This is a genomic window from Desulfosporosinus sp. BICA1-9 (genome assembly GCF_000802135.1).
The window spans coordinates 25,545-49,187 of sequence record NZ_JUEE01000088.1 but is presented as its reverse complement, the minus strand read 5'-3'; the positions used below and the strand labels follow the sequence as shown (position 1 = coordinate 49,187).

Sequence of the window (23,643 nt, the reverse complement as noted above, 5' to 3'; positions counted from 1 at the left end):
TGCTCATAAGTATCACTATTCTGTGCAAATAAACAAATTCCTGCTTAAAAAATGTTTAGATACACAAGAATTTAGTTTTAATAGCTTTATGGTACCCTAAATTTAGAAAAACTTGCAAGGCAATGCTTTGCAAGTTTTCAAAGGTGCTTTTCGTCTAATCACCATCAGGTGAGATCTTGCAGTTTGGAACTCCCTTTATGAACTGCAATGGCTGTTTCATCTTGGTAGGCTAAAATTCTTTCAAGGACAGATTTATACTTCACTTCAATTCCCAAAAAGTTCATAGCAGGCACATAATAAGTTTCTAATAAATCATGGGTTGCTTTGGCCTTTTTAGAATGGCCTAAGGCTCGTGCGATATGTTGGTTTACTCGGATTCGACAATCCGCTATCTCCTCTCCACACTCCTTCATGAACTGATCACTATTTAGACTCTGCTCGAAATCCAAAGTAATAATAGTACCACTATAATTTGGACTGTAGGCATAGGGCTCAGCGTTAATGACCAAGGCAATTCGAAGATCCGGAAGAATAATCAGATCGAGTTGCTCAGGATTAAGGGTATTATGATAGTATTCAACATCTAAGCCAAAGGTTATGGCCCGTTCGGCAATTCTTGCCAGGAATGTTGACTTTCCTGTTCCAGGCTGCCCAATTAAGGTGTAGAGCGTTTCCGTACCCTTTACTAAGGTGTCTATAAACTCAGTTTTCCCTTGTGGAGTATGGGCCCAGGCAAACAGATGCCGTTGATTTCCACCATTTTTGGGCGTTATTTTAAAAATTTCTCGTTCTATTTTTAAAGTCAGCTGATTAATTTGATTCCAATTCTGGTAAGACGATATATAATACTTCCACTCATCTAAGGCAATCTTGGCTTCTTTTAAGGCAAAGTAGGCTCTTTGAAAATAGCTTGATACTTTAAGATTGCAGTTTTTGATTTCCTCTCTAGACTGTTTCAACATTTCTTCATTCCAATAATCCCCCAGGTTAATGATTTCATCGACAGCACCTGGGTTTTTAGGATCGACAACATGGGGGGCAGTACCGTCTAAGAGGGCAACATTAAGTTGGGGTATGACAATCCCGTCGATCGAGCCGTTATCAGAGGAACAACAGTGGTATTCCAGGTCGTAACCTTGTTCTAGCATAGCTTGGCCAATTTTCTTCATAAAGGATGATTTACCGACTCCTGGTCCCCCTTTAATTACGAAAATATGATTTGCGCTTTGTTCAATCATGTATTGATAGTATGAGTAGAATCCTTGAGAAGTAACTGCTCCGGGAAACATCTTTTTGATATGTGCACTGGACATGATGAATTCTCCTTTCACATTAAAGCGTCTGCAAACCATTTTTATTCAAAATGATCAAGTTTTAGTTCCGTTTTTTCAAAAAAATTTCGGACCTTGAACCTAAGACTGCCCAGCATGGCGTAAAAGAAAGACCCACTGATCAAGGATCAGTGGGTCTTTCTCTAGTCATTTACAGCGTTTGCATTATATCACAGTGATTTTTCTAAAATCTCAGCAATATCTAAGGCCTTGAGCTGTTCCCCAGCTTCACGAGCAGCAATTCCATCGACGATCATGGTGAGACAGAACGGACAGGCAGTACCGACATAATCAGTTTTCACAGCGATTGCTTCATCTGTGCGCATCTCATTGATACGTTGTCCTTCATGTTCTTCAAGCCACATTCTTCCGCCACCAGCACCGCAACAGAAACTCTTTTCTCCGGTGTGTTTCATCTCCTTGATTTCTAAGCCAACCGCTTTAAGCAATTCACGAGGTTGCTCGTAAATCTCATTGTAGCGGCCTAAATAACAAGAATCATGGTAGGTGACCGATTTTTTGTCTCCATTGGAGAGCTTTAGCTTACCTGATTTAACGAGATCTAAGAGGAATACAGTATGGTGAATGACTTCGAAGTTTCCACCCAATTGAGGGTATTCGTTTTTCAGGAAATTGTAGCAGTGCGGGCATTGAGTAATGATTTTCTTTACCCCATATCCATTCATCACTTCGATATTTTCGGTAGCTAAGGAGTAGAATAAATACTCATTTCCTAGTTTACGAGCGGAGTCACCGCAACATTTTTCTTCATTGCCTAGAATTGCAAAACGTACACCTGCAGCTTGAAGTAATTTTACAAGGGCAGCGGATACTTTTTGGTTGCGAGCATCAAATGCTCCGGAGCAACCAGGCCAATATAAATATTCTACTTCAGGGTCTTCTTCATAGGTTTTAACACCGAGACCTGTGAGGAAATCGGCACGAGTACTCCAGCCAATACCCCAAGGGTTACCGTTATTCTCCATGTTTTTGAATGCCAATTGAGCTTCTGATGGGAAGCGTGTTTCCATCAGAACGAGGTTACGGCGCATATCGATGGTCTTATCGACATGTTCCACAAAAACAGGACACTGTTGTTCGCAAGAGCGGCAGGTCGTACAGGCCCAGAGGTCATCTTCAGGAATCACTTCGCCAATCAGAGCCCTGCCAGTCCACTCTTCGGACTCATCCGCATCACTAGCCGCAGCGGCTTCTTGCCCCTCTACTGCACCTGCTGCTGCTACCTTTTTCAGAGGTAAAAGAGCCTCTCCCGTTTCCTCCATAAGAACACGCATATCCTGAATAATCCCTTTAGGAGTTAAGTGCTTTCCACTCAAGTAGGCAGGACAGTTATCTTGACACCGACCGCACCTCAAACAAGCATCTGTGTTAAATAACGTTTTCCAAGAAAATTCTCGTAACTGACTTTTTCCAAAGGTTTCTAAACTCTCATCTTCAAAATCAATAGGATCTGGAATACCGATCGGTCCACGTTTGCGGAAGAACTGGTTGAGCGGTCCAAGCAAGACGTGGAAAAGCTTGGAGTATGGGAAATAAGCTATGAAAGCCATGGCGAGGACGAGGTGGAACCACCACAGAAAGACGTGTAAGGACAAGAGTTGGGCTTCATTGAACATTGCTTTGAGGGGAATGGCCATCCACTGTCCAACAAAGGCATATCCTGCCCAAGGATCTGGTAATACAGCAATACGTGCACCTTGAATGACAAAACCCGTGACTAAAATCGCGAAGAGTAACGCGAGGGTAATAGCATCGTCAGCTTTATTGTCTAAGCGATCTGGTCTCTCGATGTAGCGACGGTAAGCTGCGATAAGGATTCCAATCACAGCCAAGAGCCCAAACAAGTTAGCAGTTACTTTAATGAAAAGATAAAGCCAACCGTTAAAAATCATTAAGGCAAAGTCTGCTTGGAGGGTTATAATGGCGGTAGCAAAGGCTAGAAATAAAAAGCCGAAGAAAATAGTCGCATGCATTAAGCCTGGATAGGGATCTTTAAGTATTCGCTTGTGAGCAAAGGTATAGACTAGAACGTCTTTGATTCCTGCTCCAATATCTTTCCAACGATTTTCAGGCTGTCCTAATTTCCAGAGCTGTACACGTTTATAAACACCGTAACCAAAGATTATTAGTGCAATGATGAAAAACAAATAAAGCAAACTGTGGCCATCAATGTTCCAATACACTTGACGTGTTGCCATTCTTCCCTCTCCTTACTTTTATTAACGAAGCGCCTTAGAAAGGCGCTTCGCTGAATTTCTTTTATTCAATCGTAAGACTCCCACTTCTACAAGTGGGAGTGGTACCCCCGGCTCCGCTTCGGTGGGGGTAGAGTCCCCCACCGAAGACTCGATGTTCAACTTTAGTTGAACGAGTTCACTCATTAACCAGTTTCTTAAACTCTTCTGTCAATAAGGGAACAACTTCAAAAAGGTCACCGACAATACCGTAATCAGCCACATTGAAAATGTTAGCTTCCGGGTCTTTGTTAACGGCTACAATGAATTTTGAGGATCCCATGCCTGCCAAGTGTTGTATTGCTCCGGAAATTCCACAAGCAATATAGAGCGTTGGAGCAACAGTTTTTCCTGTTTGTCCAACTTGGAACTTATGTTCCTTCCACCCGGAATCTACTGCAGCGCGTGATGCTCCGACAGCAGCTCCAACAACATCGGCAAGATCTTCGAGTATGCCATAATTCTCAGGGCCTTTCATTCCACGTCCACCAGATACAATAACATTTGCCTCTGTAAGCTCAGGACGCTTAGAAGCTGCGATAGCAACTTCCTTAAGAATGGCAACTAAGTCAGAAGCGTCAATTTCTACTGCTTCTTTAACAACTTCAGCCTGACGTCCAGCTTCAGGTGCTGTGGCAGTGAAGGTATTGGGGCGGATAGTTGCGAGAATTGGTCGCACTGCTGACGAAAGATGGGCGAAAGCTTTACCTGCATAAATAGGGCGTTTAAAGGTCAAGAAGTTCGTTGCATCAGTTTCCATACCAGTGCAATCTGAGGCTAAGCCAACACCTAAACGTTGAGCAAGACGAGGAGCAAGATCCTTTCCAACAGCAGTGTTACCCATTAAGACTGCCTGAGGTTCATGCTTACTAATCAGTTTGTTAAGAACTGAGGTATAAGCACCCGTAGTATATTCTGCTAACTTTGCATCATCAACAAGGATAACCTTGTCAGCTCCAGATTCGGCAACAGTCTGAGCAAGTCCATCAATACCTTGTCCGAGAATTACGGCGACTAAAGCTTCGCCTGTTTCATCCGCAATTTTACGTCCTTGACTGAGTAATTCTAATGAAACTTTACGGATTTGCATGTTGCGTTGTTCGACTATAATCCAAATTCCTTTAGCCATGTTAATTCCTCCCTTTACAGAACCTTAGCTTCTTCACGCAAGAGTCGTGCTAATTCATTTGCAGCTTGTGCAGCATCACCGGCAAGTTTTCGTCCACCTTGGCGAGCACTAGGTAAACTGTATTTATCAATATTCATTTTCAAACACAAATCTCCAGCGTTAATTCCAAGGTCAGCAAGGGTCATAGTTTTTAAAGGTTTTTTCTTGGCTTTCATAATCCCTGCAACGGAAGGATAACGAGGTTCATTTAGACCTTTTTGAGCAGTAATTACGACTGGTAAGCAAACTTCAATTAGCTCAGTTCCACCGTCTATTTCGCGGGTTGCAGTCACTTGAGTTCCAGCAACTTCAAGTTTTAGGACACTGCTGACTGAAGGTATTTTTAAAGCTTCTGCTAAGCGAACAGCAATTTGACTAGCGCCATCATCGATGGCGATACGTCCCACCAAGATGACATCATATGGGATTTGGGCAATCGCTTTTGCAAGGATCTCTGCTTTAGCACATTCATCAGTATTATCTAAAGCAGGATCGCTAACTAAAACGCCTTTATCTATTCCCATCGCTAATGCGGTGCGAATAGCTTCTTGGGCACGCGCGCCCCCCATAGTTACTACGGTTACTTCGCCACCGAACTTCTCTTTAAGTCTAATTCCTTCTTCAATGGCAAATTCATCGTAAGGGTTAATAATCAAATTTACCCCATTGGCATCGATTTTACCGTTAGCATCTAGTACGATTTTAGCCTCAGTATCAAATGTTTGTTTGATGAAAACGACAATATTCACACTGTTTCCCCCTTACTGCAACAATATTACTCTTTAAGAATGTGGCTAATAATAGCCGTTAAAGTTCGCCTGTGCCTAAGAACGATAAGCTGACCTAATTAAATACTTGTAACCATGCTATTTTTTTCCCATAACACCCCCCAATACAACGTGAGAAGGAATTATTTTCCAGAACAAATATTATAGACTCTGGCCAGACACAAGTAAGTTAAAATTTCCAGCAGAATCACTGGTCAAAAAGAAAAGAAATAAGATTTGTTTCACATATGCAAGTAAGAGCATTTTCACCCTATTATTTTGAACGTAACTTTTTGCACAAACTATAATAATCTTATTCTTCTCACTTATTAAGACTAGCACTGAGGTCGCAATAAGTCAATATGAGAATAATTAATATATCATATAATGCAACTGTAATGCATTGTCAAAGAATGTAAGGACTGTTTCGTAGAGGTGCCCTGTCTCGATAAAAATTCTAGTCGAGCATACTAACCTTCGAATTTGACCATAGAAATACTGGATGGTAAGATGTAAAAATTCTATTCTGGGTAGAAAAAGAGTGTGCTTTTGAGCACACTCTTTTCTTAAGGATTTTTACGAGGAAGTGGTTTTTGAATATTTCGTTCTTTATGCGTGTCAAATTCTTGGAAATGAGGATCTCTTACAGTAACCGGTGATTTTGGTCGTGAAACCTTCTTATGAGCGCCCATAAATAACCACCTTTCGTGTCAAGATCATTTTCGAAACTAAGCTTATCATTTCCTTATCTAAAATACCTATGCTTGGTTCTGTGAAAAAATCGGTTACTTAGATCTGATTGAATTTAATCTTGCCGTATAACACGTGTTATAATACTCTTGTCACGAATAAGCAATACTTAGCGATTACTTATTAGTCTATGAACGGGGGGGTCACGTGTCCAAAGAACAACAAGTTCGAGAACTTATCGAACATAAACTCGTTTCGGGTAATATGCCATCCGAACTTATAAGTTTTTGCTTAGCCCACGGTCGGATTCGTCACTATGCGCCTAAACAGTATCTATACTTTGCAGGAGATGAAGGAAATACGATCTTTTTTCTGGTTACGGGTAGAATTCGCTTGTACTTAATGGGTGAGTTTTCAGAAAAAATTATTCGCATCCTTAGTAACCCTACTTTCTTTCCTGAAGTTATCCTGGATGGAAAACCCTATCCCCACGCCGCGCTCTGCATCGAGGAGACTGACGTTTTGGCAATCGATCGACAGACCTTAACTCGTTTCATAGAAAATAATCCTTCAGTACTCTGGGTGTTCTACCGAGAACTTGCTTTAGATTTGCGTCGTTCCTATCGACAAATTCGGAATCTATCTCTGGGCGATGCGCGTTTGCGCCTGGGGGCTAAGCTTTTTGCTTTAGCGCATGTGCACGGAAAAGCGTCTCCAAGCGGAACCTTAATTACTATTCCCCTCTCCGCGACAGAGCTTGCCGCAATGTGCAGCCTAGCTCGTGAGTCAGTTAGTCGCATTTTAGGAGAATTAAAAGACCTAAAAATTATCATAATTGAGAAAAAAAATATTACCGTTCCCAATCTTGAGAATTTACGTGCCTGGATTCACGAACGTGCTTCCCGTACTCGAACTTCTTTAGATTAAAATTTTTTAAAAAAACTCTGCAAGTGGTCTTTTGACTCCAGCAGAAGTTTAGCTGAACTTATCGTTCAAGAAATGCGTCAATCTTTCTTGTGGTCGACCCTCATTAATATAGCTCAACATCGTTTCCGTGATCCAGTCCACTACTTCCTGATCAGTAGTGGCTTGCCCAGCCAGCTTGGCAAATTGTGGATGTCGCCCTACTCGTCCACCAAGACGCAATGTCCAACCACTTTCTCCTGCAGTTAGCGTTCCTGTAGGACAGACATTTTGACAATTCCCACAGGAAAGGCAAAGAGTATTATCGATCGTTATCCCGTTTGATTGCCAAGTTATGGCCTTTTCCAGGCAAGTATCAATACAAATTTTACACCCTGAACAGGGAACCTTTGTAATTGCAGGAGTTACATAGCCAGTAATCCCAAAGTCTTTAATATTTGGCTGTGAACACCCATTGGGGCAACCAGCCAAACTTATTTTTGGCAGATGATGATGAAGAACTGGACGAAACTTATCTTCAAGGGTTTCTAATAAGTTCAGGTCATTGAGCGTCTTGCTAAGTGCATGGTAGAGCGTGGTCCAGTCACGAGCTAATTTAGGGCAATTCGGGCGGCAATGATCTAGCTGATATCCCTTCTGTTGCATATCGATAATTCCCCCAGCAATATATAGTCTTTTTTATCCTAACCATCTGGGGGTAGTTTATCAAAAATTATTATCACAAGATGTGGCTTAGATCACATTGTAAAACAATGGTACAAACATAGCAAAAAGCAAATCACTATAAATAGCCCTAATAGTGATTTGCTTTTTGTTTTGATAATGCTATTAATTGACTTATTCGTTTAGATCTACTCTTTTACCAGTACAAATGTACACAATCTCTTCACCGATATTTGTACAATAGTCCCCTAAACGCTCTAAAAAGCGACTGGCAAATAACAAATAATTTGCCTGTGTTACCTTATTGGGATCTTCCATCATGATAGCTCGTAAATCTCCAAATACCTGAGAATAGATCAGGTCAATTTCGTCATCGATTAGAGTCATCTGTGCTGCACTCTGACAATCATCTTGAACATATGCTTTAAGGCCTAGGTCAAGCATTTCATGTACTAAAGCACTCATACGGGGAATGTCAACTAGGGGCTTAATCAAGGGTTCTTCCCCTATCCTAATCGTTAACTTTGCAAGGTCAACCGACAAATCACCCATTCTTTCTAAGTAGATAGAAACTTTAAAACCGGCTACAACCTTCCGTAAATCACCAGCTAAAGGCTGTTGAGTTGCAATAAGAAGGATGCATTTTTCTTCAATGATTGCCTGCAAGTCGTTGATTTCAAGATCCTTGACTACAATAGTATTGGCTAATTCCATATCTTGATTTATTAAGGAACCGACAGCAAGACTAATTTGTTGGTCTACCATATTACCTAGGTCTAAGATATTTAAGCGCAGTTCCTCCAAGTCATTACTGAATTTCTGGCGAGTTGGCATGTTCAGCCCTCCTCTCATTTTATAGATGTCTTTTGATATAGTTCGTTTGAAAATATCATATATCCTTTAGGGTCACCCTTATTTTAGTAAATCTTTTGCAATCTCTATATTCACGAATTCAGATCGGTTCTTTTTCCTGTAGCTATATAGACTATTTCTTCCCCTATGTTGGTACAATAGTCTCCCATACGTTCGAGAAAACGTCCGACAAGAATCAAATAAGTAGCTTGGTCAATCATACTGGAATCTTCCCTCAAAAAGACAAGTAGTTCGCGAAAAATTTGCCCATACAAATGATCAATTTCTTCATCAATTAAGGACATCTCCTGAGCCTTTTCCGCATTTACTTGCGCATAAGCATCAAGACCTTTGACGATCATTTCGCCAACAAGCTTACCCATTTGAGGAATATCGATCAGAGGTTTTATAAGCTTAGCATTTCCAATTCGAATTGTCACCTTGGCAATATCCGCAGCTAGATCCCCAATCCGTTCTAAGTGCATAGCGATTTTAAATCCAGCCACAATTTTACGCAAATCAGTGGCAATCGGCTGCTGCCTAGCAATCAAAAGTATGCTTTTCTCTTCAATTTCCGCCTGTAGGTCATTGATCTTAAGATCCCCGGTAATTACCTCGTTAGCCAGTTCCATATCCTGTATGGACAGAGAAACAATAGCCAAGCCAACCCTTTCCTGTACCATCATCCCCATATTAAAGATTTTCCTGCTGAGTTCTTCCAACTCCTGATCAAAAGCTTGCCTCGTGGTCATCGGCTTTCCCCCCTGACATTAATTTCTTATCCGAAACGCCCAGAAATGTAATCTTCCGTACGTTTATCTCTTGGATTTGTAAACATCTCAGAAGTAGGGCCGTGCTCCACCAATTCTCCGTTGAGAAAAAATGCTGTTGAATCTGCTATGCGGGCAGCTTGTTGCATATTATGGGTGACTATTACTATAGTATACTGATTTTTTAGTTCTGAGATTAACTCTTCAATGTGCAATGTGGCTATCGGGTCTAAGGCTGAGGCAGGTTCATCCATTAACAAAACAGAAGGCTCTACGGCTAAAGCCCGTGCAATGCAAAGACGCTGTTGCTGACCGCCGGATAAACTCATGCCTGAATTGTCAAGTCGTTCACTGACTTCGTCCCAGAGAGCTGCCATGCGGAGGCTTTTTTCTGCGATCTGGCGTAGCTTTTCCTTGTTACGCACCCCATTTAGCTTTAGGCCAGCAATAACATTATCAAATATGCTCATTGACGGAAAAGGGTTAGCTTTCTGAAATACCATACCGATGTTGCGACGCAATTGCACCTGATCTTGAGCAAATATATTCGAGCCGTCAAGGAGTACCTCACCTTTCATTTTTGCTCCAGGCAAGGTTTCGTGCAATCGATTCAGACAGCGAACAAAGGTAGACTTGCCGCAACCCGAAGGTCCAATAATAGCTGTCACATGATTAGACGGTATCTCCATATCTATTCCCGTTAGAGTTTTTTGTGAACCGTACCATGCTTCCAAGTTTCTAACACTAAGACTTTGTCCCATGAAATGTTCCTCCCAATTATTTTTGCCGCTCTTTAAAGATATAGCGGGTCCCCAAGTTTAATATAACTACAATAAATACCAGTACCAAAGCACCTGCCCAAGCCTGCCGGTGCCAGTCCTCATAGGGGGAAACAGCGTAACTGTAGATTTGTACCGGCAAGGAAGCTATGGGCTCATTCAATGACTTAGCCCAATATCTGTTTCCTAAAGCAGTAAACAAAAGGGGTGCTGTTTCGCCCGACACTCTGGCCACGGCCAGCATGATTCCGGTGATAATTCCTTTGGCAGAAGTTGGCACAACAATCGAAATAATAATCCGCCATCTAGGAATACCTAAGGCTAGACCTGCTTCTCGAACGGTATGGGGTACAAGTTTTAGCATTTCTTCCGTAGCGCGGACGACAACCGGAATCATAATAATTCCTAAGGCAATACCGGCTGCCCAGGCGGAAAAATGCTTCATAGGGACAACAATAGCAGTATAGACTACAATACCAATAATAATTGACGGGACACCCGTTAAAACATCAGTGGTAAAGCGAGTAAGTGTACTAAACCAACTTGAACGGTCATACTCAACCAAGTAGATAGCAGCCAAAAACCCTATTGGAACCCCGACCAGGCTTGCGAGAGCTACTAGGATTAAGGTGCCAACGATTGCATTAGCCATCCCGCCGCCAGGCATTCCTAACCCCTTAGGCAAATGCACAAAGAAATCCCAGTTCAGTGAGCCAAGGCCATTGTAGATTACATATCCTAATACTGCAAATAAAGGTATCAGGGAAAGGATCGCAGATAATGTAAAAACTCCCATCATACCTGTATTCCAGTTTTTACGCCACGAATTAATCAATGCAAATGACCTCCTTTTGGGCCTCGTGCTACTGACCATACGAGCAAGCGAGCCAAAGCATTGAGCAAAAAGGTGATTGCAAACAAGATAAGTCCAATTTCAACTAAGGCGCTTAAATAAAGGTCGTAAGTAGCCTCAGTAAACTCATTGGCAATCACACTGGCCATTGAATAAGCTGGGGAAAATAGAGAAGGTAAGATATCCGGTCGGTTCCCGATGACCATGGTCACAGCCATTGTTTCTCCCAAGGCCCGGCCTAGGCCTAACATTATTCCACCCAAGATCCCTGACTTGGCATAAGGCAAAACCGCAATCCGGATCATCTCCCATTTTGTGGCCCCTAAAGCTAAGGCGGCCTCCCTTTGGGCAATTGGGACAGTAGCTATAACTTCACGGGAAATTGCCGCTACCGTGGGCAAAATCATGATGGCCAAAATTAAACCTCCGGCCAGCATATCCAGACCAGAAGGGGTCCCCTGAAATATGGGTAAAAAGCCAAACCATTTGCCCAGCCATGGCTCTATATGGTTCCGTAATAGAGGAGCGAGAATAAATATTCCCCAAAGTCCGTAAACTACGCTCGGAATAGCCGCCAGTAATTCTACCAGAAAAGATACCGTTACTTTGATTTTGGGAGCGGCAATTTCATTTAGAAATATTGCTACCCCTACGCCGATCAGACCAGCAATGACTAGAGCAATGAGTGAAGTAACCAGAGTACCATAAATAAATGTAAGTGCTCCGAACTCTTCCCTGACGGGGTCCCATACCCTATTTGTAATAAAGCCTGGACCGAACTTGGTAATACTTTCCCCAGCGGACCTGAACATTGTCACTCCAATCCAAGCCATAATTCCGATCAATGAGCCTGCCATTAAAAAGGAAGTATAGCGTAAAACTAGATCACCGAGAGAGATATTACCTATTTTTGTTCTACTTGCCATCCCTTTCTTCTCCTTTGTCAAAATAACGTGGCAAAGCCCAGCATACGCTGAGCCATACCTACGTGTCTAAAATTGTATATTATTTAATTAAATCACTATTTCAGCAGAGCCTGACCTTCAAAAGTTATGGATTTAAGCATTGCTTCAATCCGAGTAACGAGGTTGTCAGGTAGCTTGGCATAATGTAATGGTTCGCCTAAATCTTGCCCCTCATGAATAGCCCATTCCATAAAATTAACTAAACCCAACCCTTTATCTTTGTCCGTTTGTTGCTGATACACTAAACCCCACACAAATCCAGCGATCGGGTAGGCATCCGCCCCTGGAGCATTGACGATGGAAACCCTCATATCATCTGGAATCTTAGCAGCAGCTGCTGCAGCGCTAGCCCCTTTCGCGCTGGGTAGTACCCATTTTCCGTCTTTGTTCATCATAGTAACATAACTAATTTTATTTTGCAGCGCATAAGCCAATTCTACATAACCAATCGATCCAGGGGTCTGTTTAACAACACCAGCGACACCTTCATTACCCTTGCCGCCCACTCCAACCGGCCAGTTAAGTGATGTACCTTTGCCAACTTTTGATTTCCAATCCGCACTGACTTCACTCAGATAATCTGTAAAGATAAAGGATGTACCACTGCCATCAGAACGGTGAGCGACAGTTATTGCACTATCTGGAAGGGTAACACCTGAGTTATCTGCTGCAATTTTGGGATCATTCCACTTGGTTATTTTTCCCAAGAAAATATCCGCAAGATTTGCTGAACTCATCTTCAACTCTTGTGGTCCGTTCGGCAAATTATAAACAACCGCCACGGCACCTAAAGAAAGAGGAATTTGCAAAATCTTTCCACCCTTAGCTTTACTCAGTTGGTCATCCGTCATCGGACCATCAGTAGCTCCAAAATCAATGGTTTGTTCGGAAATTTGTTTGATACCTGCACCGCTGCCCACAGATTGATAATTAACTTGTAATTGGGAATATTTAGAGTGATACTTGTCAACCATTTGTGTCATAAGAGGATTTACAAATGAACTTCCGGCCCCAGTTAAAGATACTGATTTTGAACTTGGCTCGTTGACTACTGCTTTTGGTTGTTCACTTGGAGTTTTACTGGTGTCTGCTGCTGGAGCTTTTGCCCCACATCCGGCGAGAGCCAATGCTAGTACTCCAGCCATAATCCCTGTGAAAACTTTTCTTTTGGTTAAAAACACAATGATATTCCTCCTTGATTTTTGATTCATCGAGTACAGTTTGATTATATAATACGTTTGTAAAGTCTCAGAGATGTTTGTGTTAAGTTAAGGTTAATTTTTTTAACTTTAGGACATTATTTATTAAAGGTGTTTTACAGTCAAGAATGAGTTATAAATTCAAAGAAATCGATAGTAACTATTTCTTTGTTTTGCAGGGAATTTTGGATTTTGCTTGTCTTATGTGGCATGAAAATTACACAATAATAGGTATAAAGTATGACCTCATTATAATTTAAATTCTTGTATAGCTGTTAGTAGTTCTTGGGCGATTACGGTTAGGTCTTGACTTTCCCTTGCCATGTGGCTTAGGGTAGTTGCTTGTACCGCAATGGTGTCTGTCACAGACTGTACCCGTTCTGCAGTAACCTGGCTAAAACTGCTGATACTATAGATAGAGTCGACGATCTGTTGATTACCTATGGCAACTTGCTGAATTGAGGAGGAGATTTCCCTAACTTGTGTTGAAACCTGTTCTATGTGTTCAAGGTTTGTTGAAAATGCTTGGCCTGCTATCTCAACAACATTAATTCCCTCCTGAACATCATTCGCGGCAGCATTCATTGCTGAAACGGTGGAGTTAATATTGTCCTGGTTCTTATGAATCAATGAACTAATTTGCTGAGAGGCTTCATGAGACTGTTCAGCTAGTTTCCGCACTTCTGCGGCAACAACTGTAAAACTGCGCCCATGTTCGCCTGCCCGTGCGGCTTCAATTGCAGCATTAAGAGCCAATAAGTTGGTTTGTGCAGCAAGACCACGAATAAATTTAATAATATCGCGAATTTGCTCATTACTCAAAGTAAGATTGGTAATAGTTTTCTGGATCTGCTCCGTTCTCTCGCCTATAATGGACATTTGGTTAACAACTTTGTCTATAGCTTTCTGACCGTTTTTGGTTGTTATTGCTGTTTTCTCAGTAAGATCGGCAACAAGGCTACTAGTAGCTGCGATTTGCTGAGCACTTGCAGATACCTGTTGGATGGCAACGGATGCGTCATTAATGGTAACCGCTTGTTTTTCAGTGTCAGAGGCAGCTGCAGACATTGCGGCTACAATTTGTTCTGCAGCACTTGAGTTCTCTGCTGTGTTAGATTGGAGATCTTCGGCAGAGTTTGTAACTAACCGACTGGATTGGGATACTTGGCTTACAAGATGACGCAAGTTAGTCGTCATGATATTGAAGGCATCAGCCAGTTGCCCTGTTTCGTCATTAGATGAATGACTTTTTTGCACTTCGATAGCGAGATTCCCGCTCGCCACTTGCTGCACACTTTTTATCATGGCTTGCAGAGGCTTGGCAATGAGGCGCGCCACGATTATTCCTATAGTCAGGGCAATGATAACTGCCAGGAAAGGGAGGATTAATAAAATTCTGCTGGCTTGCCGAAAATCTTGATTGTTCTGGTCAATGGTTTTGGTTGCTGCTTTGTTGTTATAAGCAATAAGATCGTCCAGTACTATATGTATTTGATCAATATAAACTAAGGCATTAGTTGAATAGTAGTAGTAAGCATCTGATTTAGTTGCCTGATCAAATATGTCTTGATCAACAATATCGAAGGCCTTCTGCCTTTCAGCCCTATACTGAGTAATGGCTTCTTTTAATTTTTCTAATCGTGGTGCTTCGTAAGAATTTTGGGCAATGGTGGCATAGGAGTTAAGATATGTATCAAAGGCATTCTCGTGTTTATGAATTTTATTTAAGATTGTTTGTTGTCGAATTACTTCAATTGGAGCCAAAAGCATCTCCAAGGATAATGCTTCTATTGATCTGATATCGGCGTAGCTTTCGTTAAGAAGGTTAACAGATAATAATGAACTTGCGTACATCTCATTAATTGAAGAATTCTGTTCTTGGTAGAAAATATAGCCTGTGTAACCGATTCCCCCCATAAAAGTTGCAATAAAAAGTACTATAGATATAATCTTAAAAGCTATTTTTAAGTTATGAAATCTCTTGAAAATGTTTACAATTAACTTCGATTTATTTAAATGTCCAAATTTGGGTAATTTTAAGTCTCGTATTCGCTTTAAACCGTTGACTATCACCTTGTCTTTGTTCAAATAATTAAATTGGGACATTTTTTTGTGAAGACGTGACAAACTGATTTACCTCCAGTTTACATGAATCTAAAGTTGCACTGATACGCCACAAACTTTATATTTTTTGATTGGTATTAATGAGAAAATTAATTTTGCTCTCATTAAATATGTCAACCTAAAATTTGAGTTAAGTTTCCCATCTTTATACTCTGCGAACAAAAGTGTAGCCGACTCCACGTACCGAGTCGAGAACTGGTCCTAAAGATTTTAATTTATTGCGCAAATGACTGATATGGACATCAAGTGCTCTGGTACCTGTGCCGGAAAGGTTACCCCAGATCTTTTGAATTAGATATTCTCGACTGAATACCTGGTAAGGATTTGTTACAAAGAGAACTAGTAATTCAAATTCCTTCACAGTTAAATTTAATGGTTCTTCAGCTAGGGTAACAGTATAGCTTTCTTTCGAGATCTCCAATCCTCCCCACCTCAGTGGGCTATCTTTGGTATCAGTTTTACGTTGAACTTCTCTAAGTCTAGCCTTTATCCTGGCGGATAATTCTCTAGGACTAAAAGGCTTAGATAAGTAGTCGTCGGCGCCAAGCTCAAGTCCGATAATTTTATCCATTACATCGTCGCTGGCATTTAGAATTATGATTGGAATAGCTTGGGTATCCTTCTGTGCACGCAGTGTTTTGATAACATCAAATCCATCAATCAGGGGTAGCGTTAGATCAAGAATAATAAGGTCTGGTTTATCTCTCCTGGCAAGTTCTAATCCTTGTTCGCCATTCAAGGCGTTTATTACAGTAAACCCATCTTTTTCTAAGTTAACCTGGACTAGTTCTTGAATTTGAACCTCGTCCTCTACGAGTAAAATTTTGGCCACACCATAACTCCCTCCAATAAAGGCCCTCCTTTAAGAATTTTGATTCTAAAAGAACAACTACCTATATCATAATAGTTGTATGTTAAGTCTGAATGAACGGCATGTAAAGTTATTGTTAAATATTATTGACTGATGATACTATATATAGCCATCCATCTCCTTTCAAATTCAACAACTCAAAGTCCTCATCGAATTATATATATTACAACATTAAAGTTAAAATCAGATTATCGATGTGTAAACACCCTGTTAAATTGTGCGAAATCACTGAGCATTCCAGAAACCTATAGTCGCCGAAATTCCCTTGATATAGAGATAACCCTGCAGTTTGCTCTGCAGGGTTATCTCTACCATACCTGACCCTAAAGCTTGAAGCGTTCCACCGACAAAGCCCTTTCTGCGATCATTTGAGCCGCATTCGCTAGTTCGGTTACCATTGAACTGATGCAGGGGTTGAGCTTGATTTCGGGCCTCTGTGGCCATTAGGCTCGTGTAACCGGCTCCATTATAGTCTATTTAGTTGACTTCATCCCATACAAATTTTACATTAGTAGTTCTTTCTTTGCCAATGTAACCGGAATATCTAAAATATCTTTGAACCGGGTGTACCCTCCCCCAGTAATGGAACTGTTGCAGTTTTTAAGAATCTTGCCCAGCTAAAATCCGTGCCTTTTTAAAAAGGTAATAGGATAGTACTAATAGGAAGACAACAACAGCGTTAATTAGAATCTCAAGGCTAAGGTTTAACCCTACGTTTTTTTCGATGGAATTTTTAATACCTAAAAATAATATTTCCCGGACACTCGAAATTACCCCTATATATATGAAAGGGCTAAGACTAAACTTTTCCTGCTTAAAAAAACGAAGAACGGTCCAAATAATTTCCTTGATGATCAGAAGCAGCAGGGCATTATTAATGAGTGTTAGTAGTGAGAAATTGGTATGGTGGAAGTTACTGATTGAATCAACAACTATAAGAATTGCAGCAACCACTAGCATCATAAAAACGATAAGGTGAAGTAGCATTTCGGTCCAAATAAGTAAACTGGCAGTTTTCTTAAGTCATTACCTTAACCCCGGCCCCGGCTTTGGCGGTCCATACCTAGCCAAGGATTTAAAATTCTTGATTTGTTTTGCGGGTAAGGCAAATGCCGGACTGCCCCTGTTAAAGGCGGTACTGGAACGAAATGGATTGCAGATCAAAAACATTATCGATTATGTTATGAGTGAACTCAAGGATATAGGAAGTAAGAAAATAGCCGTGCCTTTGCTGCAACGATTAAGTTTTCCAGGGCACAGCCTAAACTGATATACATCTCTCTTAAATAAGGGTCAACAGGGCCGAGATTTCTTCCAGTATCTGCTTTAAGGTCTATCGTTGAGTTTCCTAATTTGAAAAGCCAGGGTTGGGCATTGTGGGCATTAGCAGCTAAAATCGCTGCATTTACTAATCCTTCTAAACCATTAAAACTTGTTTCCCAGGCCGTATAAGCAGGGCCTTTCCCGGTACTGAACACCCCGTTTTCAGCAGCCCTCCAGAAGCCCCCCGCTACCGCCAGGCTGCTGATTATGGCAGAACCTTTTAAGAAATTACGCCGATTGATTAATACTTTATTCCTCATCTCTGCCTCCTCAGTTTTCCTAAGTTTATGTTAGGGGACACAACTCCTCTTGGGAGCGTTACTCTAGGGTTGGAGGAATGTCCCCAATTAAAGAACGTTCAATAAAATTAAACATTTCAGGAATAAGCTCTGTGGTTGAAAGTTGCTGTTCCAGGAGATAACCTTCAAATAACACAAGGGATTCCAGCTAATTCAGGCGGGAATCCTTTGTGTTGATTTCTCTATCGCAAGAACGATTTCAAGTTTTTCTTTGGCGGCAAATTCATTTTCCTAATCTAATTTAACCTTTACGCCCTTAATCAAAAGCCAGAACATAAGCACCAATTCCCCAATAAAAGTAAAGATCGCAATGGTTAAGTTGAAATCTGGTATAAGGATTTTCCCCAAACTGTAAGACCGGTGCGAGCAAATTCAGCAAAAATAGCAGCTATTGTCATGATTATTAAGCCGAGTCCTGCAATTATTGCAGCTTGGCGTAAAGTTATATCGGCAACTCTTGCGGCCTTTTGGTTTGTATTCATCTTTTTTCCTTTCATTATTTAGTAATTATATTTTTATTCATAGATGCAGCTAATGGTTTGCCTACACCTGTGCTGTACTACTATTGTGCCGGCACGATAATCTCTTGTCCCGGGAAAATCAAGTGCGGATTCTTTAATTTATTGATTTCCACAAGCTTCTCCCAGGTCGTACCGTATTGCTTGGCAATCCTCCACAGTACATCTCCAGGTTTGACGATATAGATGGAAGTGGAGGTGGCCGGTTTCGCGGCAATTCTGCCCTCCACCTTTGGTTCGACCACTTGCTTGGCCTGAATGTAGCTGATCACCGCTTCATCCAGAGCCGGATACTCATTGGCAGTAGCATCATCGGCTAACATAGTATAGCCATCTCCACCGGCGGCCATGAAATCATTGGTAGCCAAGACATAGTCTTGATTTATATCTAATGGCTGCCCTTTGATTAAAATGGAAGTCACTTTCTCTCCAGCCAGCTTGGAGGGATCAATGGTATAAGTCATGCCTGATACATGGGGAAAGGCACCGTTCTCTTCAGGATAGGGCTTAACCCCAAGCTCCAAGGCCGACTTTATATCCGCACCCTTCACTTTCTTGGTCACGATATAATTGCCAAAAGGTAATACGGTAATAATCTGTCCCTTAGTAATATCTCCTGCTTCAATGCTGGCACGGATCCCTCCACCATTGGTAATGGCCGCATCAGCTCCGGATACGCTTATCATGGCATCGGCTATGAGGTTGCCTAGGTTGGTCTCACCCTTGCGGACCTGTTCCCGCTCACCATCTAACTTAACTGCGGTTTTCCCAATAACCTGAGACAATACTTTTCCCTGTTCAGTCTTAATCCCGTTAACGAGATTCAGAACGTCTTTATCATCTGCTATCCATTCAGTCTCCTCTTTGGTGACCAGTCCGGCTTTTTTAGCGATTAGTTTTTTACCTTCAAAAGTTAGTTGGATAGCGCCAAGGTTTTTATCATATTCTCCGGCACTGGCGATCAGGGTATTACCGACCATCATGCCGTCTTTCAATGTGGTGTGGCTGTGACCGTCTACAATGAGATCAATCTCCGGTACGGCCTGGGCAAGTTTAATACTGGTGTCCTGACTGGATTTATCCATCCCAAGATGAGCCAAAGCAACGATGACATCCACCTTGCCTTTGAGTTCAGCTACCATCACTTTGGCCTCTTCCACAGGGTCAACAAAGGTTAGGCCTTCCACATTCTTAGGATGGGTTTTATAGGTAGTCTCCGGGGTAGCCAAACCAAAGATGCCAATCTTGAAACCATCAACTTCTTTGATGCTATAAGGTGTCAAGAGTCTCTTGCCATCAGTTTTCTTCACGTTGGCGCTCAATATCGGAAGTTGGTCATGCCATCCAGTTCCAGCAAACGCTCATAGCCATAATTGAAATCATGGTTACCTGCGGTCATGGCATCATAACCCATGACATTCATAAGTTTAGCGATACTCTCACCTTTTTCCAGGGTGGCAATTGTTTGGCCATGGAAGGTGTCCCCGGCATCTAGGACCAGAGTATTGGGATTTTGGGCTTTGTACTGTTTGATCATAGTTGTAATTTTAGCAAATCCCATCCCGTCATACTTTCCTTCGACGACACGGGAGTGGGTGTCATTGGTATGAAGAATCGTAATGCTCTTCTTAGTCGATACACTGATCTCGAAAACTGCAACTGTTCCTGAAAACTCATTCGCTGCTAAGAGCAGAGGTTTTCCTGTTGGACTGTTTTCTGCAGAAACAAACTTTAATCCCTCAGGAGCACTGTCCCCTGCGATCCCCTCCTGGGAGAAATCGCGGCTGGAATAATAACCGACAAAGACAGGCTTTTCAGGTTTGCTGACATTATATACCATGATTCCACCGATGCGCTCTAACGCAACAAAGGCATAATCCTGGTCACCGATTTTTCCGATCTCCACTCCTTCGGGCTCGGGACCTTTATTATCACTGCGATTGTCCATACCATTCTTTTCACTGTTGGCGTTGAACTGGTCAGGCAAGGCCTGGGCCGTAATTCTTTCCAAGTCTTCCCCGCTGTCAAACACCTGAGTGAAATCTTTAGTATTCCAGATCGAAAAAGAACGTCCGCCATAACTGTATAGCGCTTCATATTTTCCATCGGCATTCTTGCCGTTGGCTGTTGTAATGCTCAGGCGTCCTAACTGCTTATCATCAAAAAGTCCCTTGGCAACCATTTCATCCAACTGCTTCTGACTATACCCAGAATAATGCTCGGCCTTCAGGACTATATCTCCTTTGATTTTACCGATACTTCCTTCTTCCGAATAGCCGGCATAATCTCTGGAATCCCCTTCATTAGCAGTCAGCAAGTAGCTGTTGCCATTAACATTCAATAATGTAATACCATCTGGTTGATACATACCCAGTACAGGCCAAGGCCTAATATTGATCTTGCCATCCTTATCGGATGCATCCATTCCCTTCCCTATTACAGAGTGATCCTTATATCCCAAACCGTAGACACGAGTAAATTTTTTGTTCTCGATGTCCAGCTTGGCAATAGCATTGTTTTCCTGCAAACTGACATAAGCGGTTTTGCTGTCCGCTTCCACAGCTATGTATTCCGGTTCAAAATCCTGGGCTTGAGCTGCGCCAGGTTTAGCGATGCGCACATTCTTATCAACTACAACCTCATCTGTAAACCGGACCGTCACCACCGAGGCTTGGCTAGCTCCTGCAGAGACATCAATAATGGAAACCGTGCCCTCGGGATCAACAGCATAATCATCACTGGGTTCTCCTTCATTGGCGACTAAAACCTTTTTGCCATCGGGTGTGAAAGTCACCATATCAGGCAGTGCCCCTACCTCAAGTGCCTTTAAGAGATTCCCCTCTAAGTCAAAGAAGATAACCTTCCCGTTATCGGTTTTCGGTTCTGCCGAAACTGCCACAGCAATGAATTTTCCATTAGGCTCCACTGCTACGCTCGTAATGTCACTGACTTTGCTAAAAGATTCACCTAAGTTGGTAATACTTATGCGTTTTATAGTGTTCAATTGAGTAACGTCATTCATAGAACCGCTGAGCTGGGACAAATCAAAAATATCTAATGACTTCTCGGCTCCATTCACAAGAAAAGCTTTTTTTGATTTGGGCTCATAACTGACAATCTCTGCCCCCGCCTCTGCTCCTGTATCATACCTGGCAATCAAGCTAAGCTCTAAATTCGGGTAGTCCGGATAAGTTAACGTTGTTGTTGGAGAGCTGCTTGCCATAACCATTGAACTGAAATTCATGGTCAGCAGCATGGAAATAATAATCGACCAAATTAGCCACTTGGATTTTCTCACAGGTAAATTCTCCTCCTTCTTAAAAAACAAGTTGATAATATTGACTCCATGCTGAAAGAACTAATTTCAAGAACTATTTATATCTTGGAAATAGTTGCATGGGTGCTCATATAATGGTAACACAAGACCGTAAAGTATTGATTAAAAAAGTGTAAATTATTTGTTAAAGTTTTACAATTATATGAAGCAAGTCCTAAATCGGACTAAAATGTGATTTATTGTTTTTACGCTCATAAAGCAACTCAAGCCATTCCCTTGATGTATAGCAGCTTCCCAGAAGATTCGGCTTACCTTCATACATGCCGTGAAAATCAGAACCACCCGTCAAGATTAACCCGTATTTTTCTGCTTCGGACATGATAAGGTTAACAGCCGCATCATCGTGACTTGGGTGCCACGCTTCCAACCCATCTAAGCCAGCATCTATGAGTTCAGGGATTAGCTCCATGTTTTTATATCCTATCGGATGAGCAAGTACTGCCACTCCTCCAGCTTGTTTTATCACTTTAACCGCTTCAAAAACATCAATGTACTGTATCTCTTGATAAGCTATTCCGCCTGGATTCCCATCCTTAGGTTTAGCAAAAAGCTTTTTGTATAAATCAGCTTTTAAAGCTGATGTGTATCCTAGCTCCATCAAAGCATGCATTATATGCTGTTTATAGACGTTCGTACTGCCCCTAGAGATCTTTTTCACGAAGTCCCAAGTTATTGAATAACCCGCTTCAGAAAGTCTTTCTACTATCCCTTCAGAAGTTATCTGCCTTTTAATTAGCATGGGTCTGCATACTTCTCCGACTTGCTGAGGTTTATCCATCAGAAAACCCAAAACATGTGCTTTCCTGCCTCTTCGATAGTCATAGGCAGATATTTCAATACCGGAGATAATACTAACGCCATATTCTTTACCAGCATTTTCCGCTTCCGCAAGCCCATCAACCGTATCATGGTCAACTATGGACAACGCCTTAATCCCTATTTTTTGGGCTATTGACACTATTTCTCTTATTTCAAGTGAGCCATCAGACACTCTGGAATGACAATGCAAATCAGCTTTCATATTCTTCTCCTTTAGTTTTGCTTAAGCCTTAATCTTCAAATTTATCTCTAAGGGATGGGGGAAGGTATTCAAAAGCTTCCTCCCAGATCAAAGGTGAATGGAAAGCAACTACCAATAGCTTGCCACAACGTGATCTGTTATCGTCTTTTCTTCGTATGAGAATCCCTCCCCCACGTTGTTCCAGAAAAATCCTTGCAGCTGCAACATCCCACTCATGGACATTTGACGAAATAAACAGATCATATTCCCCATTGGCAACCTTGCATAACTCTAGGGATGCACAGCCTAAATATCTGTAGGCCTGCGCCCTGGACAGCATCCCTAAAACATCCATTCCCATATCTGTGAATTCTCTCATAGTTCTCAAACTAATGCCAACAACCGCTTTGTTCAGCCTCTCGTGCCGATCTGGCAAAATATTCAAACGGTACCCATTCATTATTGCCCCTTCACCCTGCCCTGCACTATACATAACGCCGTTTGCAACATCATAGACCAGGCCAAAAATCGGGTTCTCATCCCAATACAAGGCTAGCGAGATGGCGTAATCCTTACCAAAGCGGTAGTAATTGATGGTACCGTCAATTGGATCGATGACCCAAGTATACCCGCCAAGATCATCACTAACCCACGTTTGGCATTCCTCAGCTAGTATTCCATGCCCAGGGTACTTTCCTAGAATGGCGTTTACCAATAGTTTTTCAATTAATAAATCATGTTCCGTAACCAGGTCCATCTGAGATGTTTTTTCCCTTACTTTAATTACAGAGCGTTTGTGTTCTAGTTTCAATTTAGAACCGACGGAATGCATTAAAATGTTGGCGAAGTCATACATTTCTCTTTCTTCAACATTCATAACTATCCTAACCCTTTCTGGCCTGAGTTTGTGCTGTCACACATACCCGGGCCAATGATCCCGACGGTAAAATTCGGA

At 41.8% G+C, this 23,643-nt stretch carries 23 protein-coding genes; 2 read left to right on the top strand and 21 right to left on the bottom strand.

Annotated features, from left to right (window positions below; all coding sequences use genetic code 11):
- Window positions 1-164: 164 nt before the first annotated feature.
- From JL57_RS11700 to JL57_RS11685, 4 genes are all read right to left on the bottom strand, one after another.
- Window positions 165-1,313, bottom strand: coding sequence for a PRK06851 family protein (locus tag JL57_RS11700; RefSeq protein WP_034142225.1), 1,149 nt, complete (start codon window positions 1,311-1,313; stop codon window positions 165-167).
- 188 nt (window positions 1,314-1,501) lie between these two features.
- Window positions 1,502-3,550, bottom strand: a complete 2,049-nt coding sequence (locus JL57_RS11695; protein ID WP_034142224.1) for a heterodisulfide reductase-related iron-sulfur binding cluster — start codon at window positions 3,548-3,550, stop codon at window positions 1,502-1,504.
- Between the two features lie 175 nt (window positions 3,551-3,725).
- Entirely contained in the window at window positions 3,726-4,715 is a 990-nt protein-coding gene (locus JL57_RS11690) for an electron transfer flavoprotein subunit alpha/FixB family protein (RefSeq protein WP_034142223.1), read from the bottom strand.
- Window positions 4,716-4,729: 14 nt separating this feature from the next.
- On the bottom strand, window positions 4,730-5,503 hold the full coding sequence (locus tag JL57_RS11685) for an electron transfer flavoprotein subunit beta/FixA family protein (RefSeq protein WP_034142222.1): 774 nt from the start codon (window positions 5,501-5,503) through the stop codon (window positions 4,730-4,732).
- Between the two features lie 915 nt (window positions 5,504-6,418).
- On the opposite strand from JL57_RS11685, the gene JL57_RS11680 reads away from it, so the two are divergent.
- Complete coding sequence (locus JL57_RS11680; RefSeq protein WP_034142221.1) at window positions 6,419-7,138, top strand: Crp/Fnr family transcriptional regulator; 720 nt, start codon at window positions 6,419-6,421, stop codon at window positions 7,136-7,138.
- Window positions 7,139-7,186: 48 nt separating this feature from the next.
- Here JL57_RS11680 and JL57_RS11675 read toward each other — a convergent pair whose 3' ends face one another.
- From JL57_RS11675 to JL57_RS36360, 11 genes are all read right to left on the bottom strand, one after another.
- Complete coding sequence (locus JL57_RS11675; RefSeq protein WP_291299988.1) at window positions 7,187-7,780, bottom strand: 4Fe-4S dicluster domain-containing protein; 594 nt, start codon at window positions 7,778-7,780, stop codon at window positions 7,187-7,189.
- A 192-nt stretch (window positions 7,781-7,972) separates the two neighbouring features.
- Window positions 7,973-8,632: a phosphate signaling complex protein PhoU gene (gene phoU, locus JL57_RS11670; protein ID WP_034142219.1), complete on the bottom strand. Its 660-nt coding sequence runs from the start codon at window positions 8,630-8,632 to the stop codon at window positions 7,973-7,975.
- A gap of 110 nt (window positions 8,633-8,742) precedes the next feature.
- On the bottom strand, window positions 8,743-9,402 hold the full coding sequence (gene phoU / locus JL57_RS11665; RefSeq protein ID WP_034142218.1) for a phosphate signaling complex protein PhoU: 660 nt from the start codon (window positions 9,400-9,402) through the stop codon (window positions 8,743-8,745).
- Between the two features lie 26 nt (window positions 9,403-9,428).
- Window positions 9,429-10,181: a phosphate ABC transporter ATP-binding protein PstB gene (gene pstB, locus JL57_RS11660; RefSeq protein ID WP_034142217.1), complete on the bottom strand. Its 753-nt coding sequence runs from the start codon at window positions 10,179-10,181 to the stop codon at window positions 9,429-9,431.
- A gap of 16 nt (window positions 10,182-10,197) precedes the next feature.
- The gene (gene pstA / locus JL57_RS11655; protein WP_291299987.1) at window positions 10,198-11,034 is read right to left on the bottom strand and encodes a phosphate ABC transporter permease PstA; all 837 of its coding nucleotides are present in this window, start codon (window positions 11,032-11,034) and stop codon (window positions 10,198-10,200) included.
- Entirely contained in the window at window positions 11,031-11,978 is a 948-nt protein-coding gene (gene pstC / locus JL57_RS11650; protein ID WP_034142215.1) for a phosphate ABC transporter permease subunit PstC, read from the bottom strand. Before pstC ends, pstA begins: the two co-directional genes overlap by 4 nt.
- Window positions 11,979-12,073: 95 nt before the next feature.
- Entirely contained in the window at window positions 12,074-13,198 is a 1,125-nt protein-coding gene (gene pstS, locus JL57_RS11645) for a phosphate ABC transporter substrate-binding protein PstS (protein WP_034142214.1), read from the bottom strand.
- A 267-nt stretch (window positions 13,199-13,465) separates the two neighbouring features.
- Entirely contained in the window at window positions 13,466-15,343 is a 1,878-nt protein-coding gene (locus JL57_RS11640; protein ID WP_291299986.1) for a methyl-accepting chemotaxis protein, read from the bottom strand.
- 142 nt (window positions 15,344-15,485) lie between these two features.
- The gene (locus JL57_RS11635) at window positions 15,486-16,172 is read right to left on the bottom strand and encodes a response regulator transcription factor (protein ID WP_034142213.1); all 687 of its coding nucleotides are present in this window, start codon (window positions 16,170-16,172) and stop codon (window positions 15,486-15,488) included.
- 264 nt (window positions 16,173-16,436) lie between these two features.
- Complete coding sequence (locus JL57_RS11630; RefSeq protein ID WP_034142212.1) at window positions 16,437-16,655, bottom strand: hypothetical protein; 219 nt, start codon at window positions 16,653-16,655, stop codon at window positions 16,437-16,439.
- Between the two features lie 156 nt (window positions 16,656-16,811).
- Entirely contained in the window at window positions 16,812-17,198 is a 387-nt protein-coding gene (locus JL57_RS36360) for a phosphate-starvation-inducible PsiE family protein (protein ID WP_034142211.1), read from the bottom strand.
- On the opposite strand from JL57_RS36360, the gene JL57_RS36355 reads away from it, so the two are divergent.
- Entirely contained in the window at window positions 17,197-17,481 is a 285-nt protein-coding gene (locus tag JL57_RS36355; protein ID WP_366557013.1) for a hypothetical protein, read from the top strand. The genes JL57_RS36360 and JL57_RS36355 overlap by 2 nt on opposite strands.
- Here the strand turns inward: JL57_RS36355 and JL57_RS11620 are convergent.
- From JL57_RS11620 to JL57_RS11600, 6 genes are all read right to left on the bottom strand, one after another.
- The gene (locus JL57_RS11620) at window positions 17,405-17,794 is read right to left on the bottom strand and encodes a twin-arginine translocation signal domain-containing protein (RefSeq protein WP_034142210.1); all 390 of its coding nucleotides are present in this window, start codon (window positions 17,792-17,794) and stop codon (window positions 17,405-17,407) included. The genes JL57_RS36355 and JL57_RS11620 overlap by 77 nt on opposite strands.
- Before the next feature lie 353 nt (window positions 17,795-18,147).
- Window positions 18,148-18,315, bottom strand: a complete 168-nt coding sequence (locus JL57_RS34225) for a hypothetical protein (protein WP_291299985.1) — start codon at window positions 18,313-18,315, stop codon at window positions 18,148-18,150.
- A gap of 80 nt (window positions 18,316-18,395) precedes the next feature.
- On the bottom strand, window positions 18,396-19,661 hold the full coding sequence (locus JL57_RS11615; RefSeq protein ID WP_291299984.1) for a 5'-nucleotidase C-terminal domain-containing protein: 1,266 nt from the start codon (window positions 19,659-19,661) through the stop codon (window positions 18,396-18,398).
- A gap of 8 nt (window positions 19,662-19,669) precedes the next feature.
- Window positions 19,670-21,649, bottom strand: coding sequence for a choice-of-anchor I family protein (locus JL57_RS11610; RefSeq protein WP_291299983.1), 1,980 nt, complete (start codon window positions 21,647-21,649; stop codon window positions 19,670-19,672).
- Between the two features lie 193 nt (window positions 21,650-21,842).
- Window positions 21,843-22,709 carry a PHP domain-containing protein gene (locus tag JL57_RS11605; RefSeq protein WP_034142209.1) on the bottom strand — a complete coding sequence of 289 codons (867 nt, stop codon included), beginning with the start codon at window positions 22,707-22,709 and terminating at the stop codon, window positions 21,843-21,845.
- A 28-nt stretch (window positions 22,710-22,737) separates the two neighbouring features.
- Complete coding sequence (locus JL57_RS11600) at window positions 22,738-23,565, bottom strand: inositol monophosphatase family protein (RefSeq protein ID WP_034142208.1); 828 nt, start codon at window positions 23,563-23,565, stop codon at window positions 22,738-22,740.
- Between the last annotated feature and the right edge of the window lie 78 nt (window positions 23,566-23,643).

Bases quoted from the DNA above. Each gene is read 5' to 3' on its own strand.
- JL57_RS11630 (WP_034142212.1), bottom strand. From the start codon at position 16,655: ATGGCCACAGAGGCCCGAAATCAAGCTCAACCCCTGCATCAGTTCAAT.
- pstB (WP_034142217.1), bottom strand. From the start codon at position 10,181: ATGGGACAAAGTCTTAGTGTTAGAAACTTGGAAGCATGGTACGGTTCA.
- JL57_RS11700 (WP_034142225.1), bottom strand. From the start codon at position 1,313: ATGTCCAGTGCACATATCAAAAAGATGTTTCCCGGAGCAGTTACTTCT.
- JL57_RS34225 (WP_291299985.1), bottom strand. From the start codon at position 18,315: ATGAATACAAACCAAAAGGCCGCAAGAGTTGCCGATATAACTTTACGC.
- JL57_RS11690 (WP_034142223.1), bottom strand. From the start codon at position 4,715: ATGGCTAAAGGAATTTGGATTATAGTCGAACAACGCAACATGCAAATC.
- JL57_RS11605 (WP_034142209.1), bottom strand. From the start codon at position 22,709: ATGAAAGCTGATTTGCATTGTCATTCCAGAGTGTCTGATGGCTCACTT.
- pstC (WP_034142215.1), bottom strand. From the start codon at position 11,978: ATGGCAAGTAGAACAAAAATAGGTAATATCTCTCTCGGTGATCTAGTT.
- JL57_RS36360 (WP_034142211.1), bottom strand. From the start codon at position 17,198: ATGCTACTTCACCTTATCGTTTTTATGATGCTAGTGGTTGCTGCAATT.
- JL57_RS11695 (WP_034142224.1), bottom strand. From the start codon at position 3,550: ATGGCAACACGTCAAGTGTATTGGAACATTGATGGCCACAGTTTGCTT.
- JL57_RS11600 (WP_034142208.1), bottom strand. From the start codon at position 23,565: ATGAATGTTGAAGAAAGAGAAATGTATGACTTCGCCAACATTTTAATG.
- JL57_RS11675 (WP_291299988.1), bottom strand. From the start codon at position 7,780: ATGCAACAGAAGGGATATCAGCTAGATCATTGCCGCCCGAATTGCCCT.
- phoU (WP_034142218.1), bottom strand. From the start codon at position 9,402: ATGACCACGAGGCAAGCTTTTGATCAGGAGTTGGAAGAACTCAGCAGG.
- phoU (WP_034142219.1), bottom strand. From the start codon at position 8,632: ATGCCAACTCGCCAGAAATTCAGTAATGACTTGGAGGAACTGCGCTTA.
- JL57_RS11620 (WP_034142210.1), bottom strand. From the start codon at position 17,794: ATGAGGAATAAAGTATTAATCAATCGGCGTAATTTCTTAAAAGGTTCT.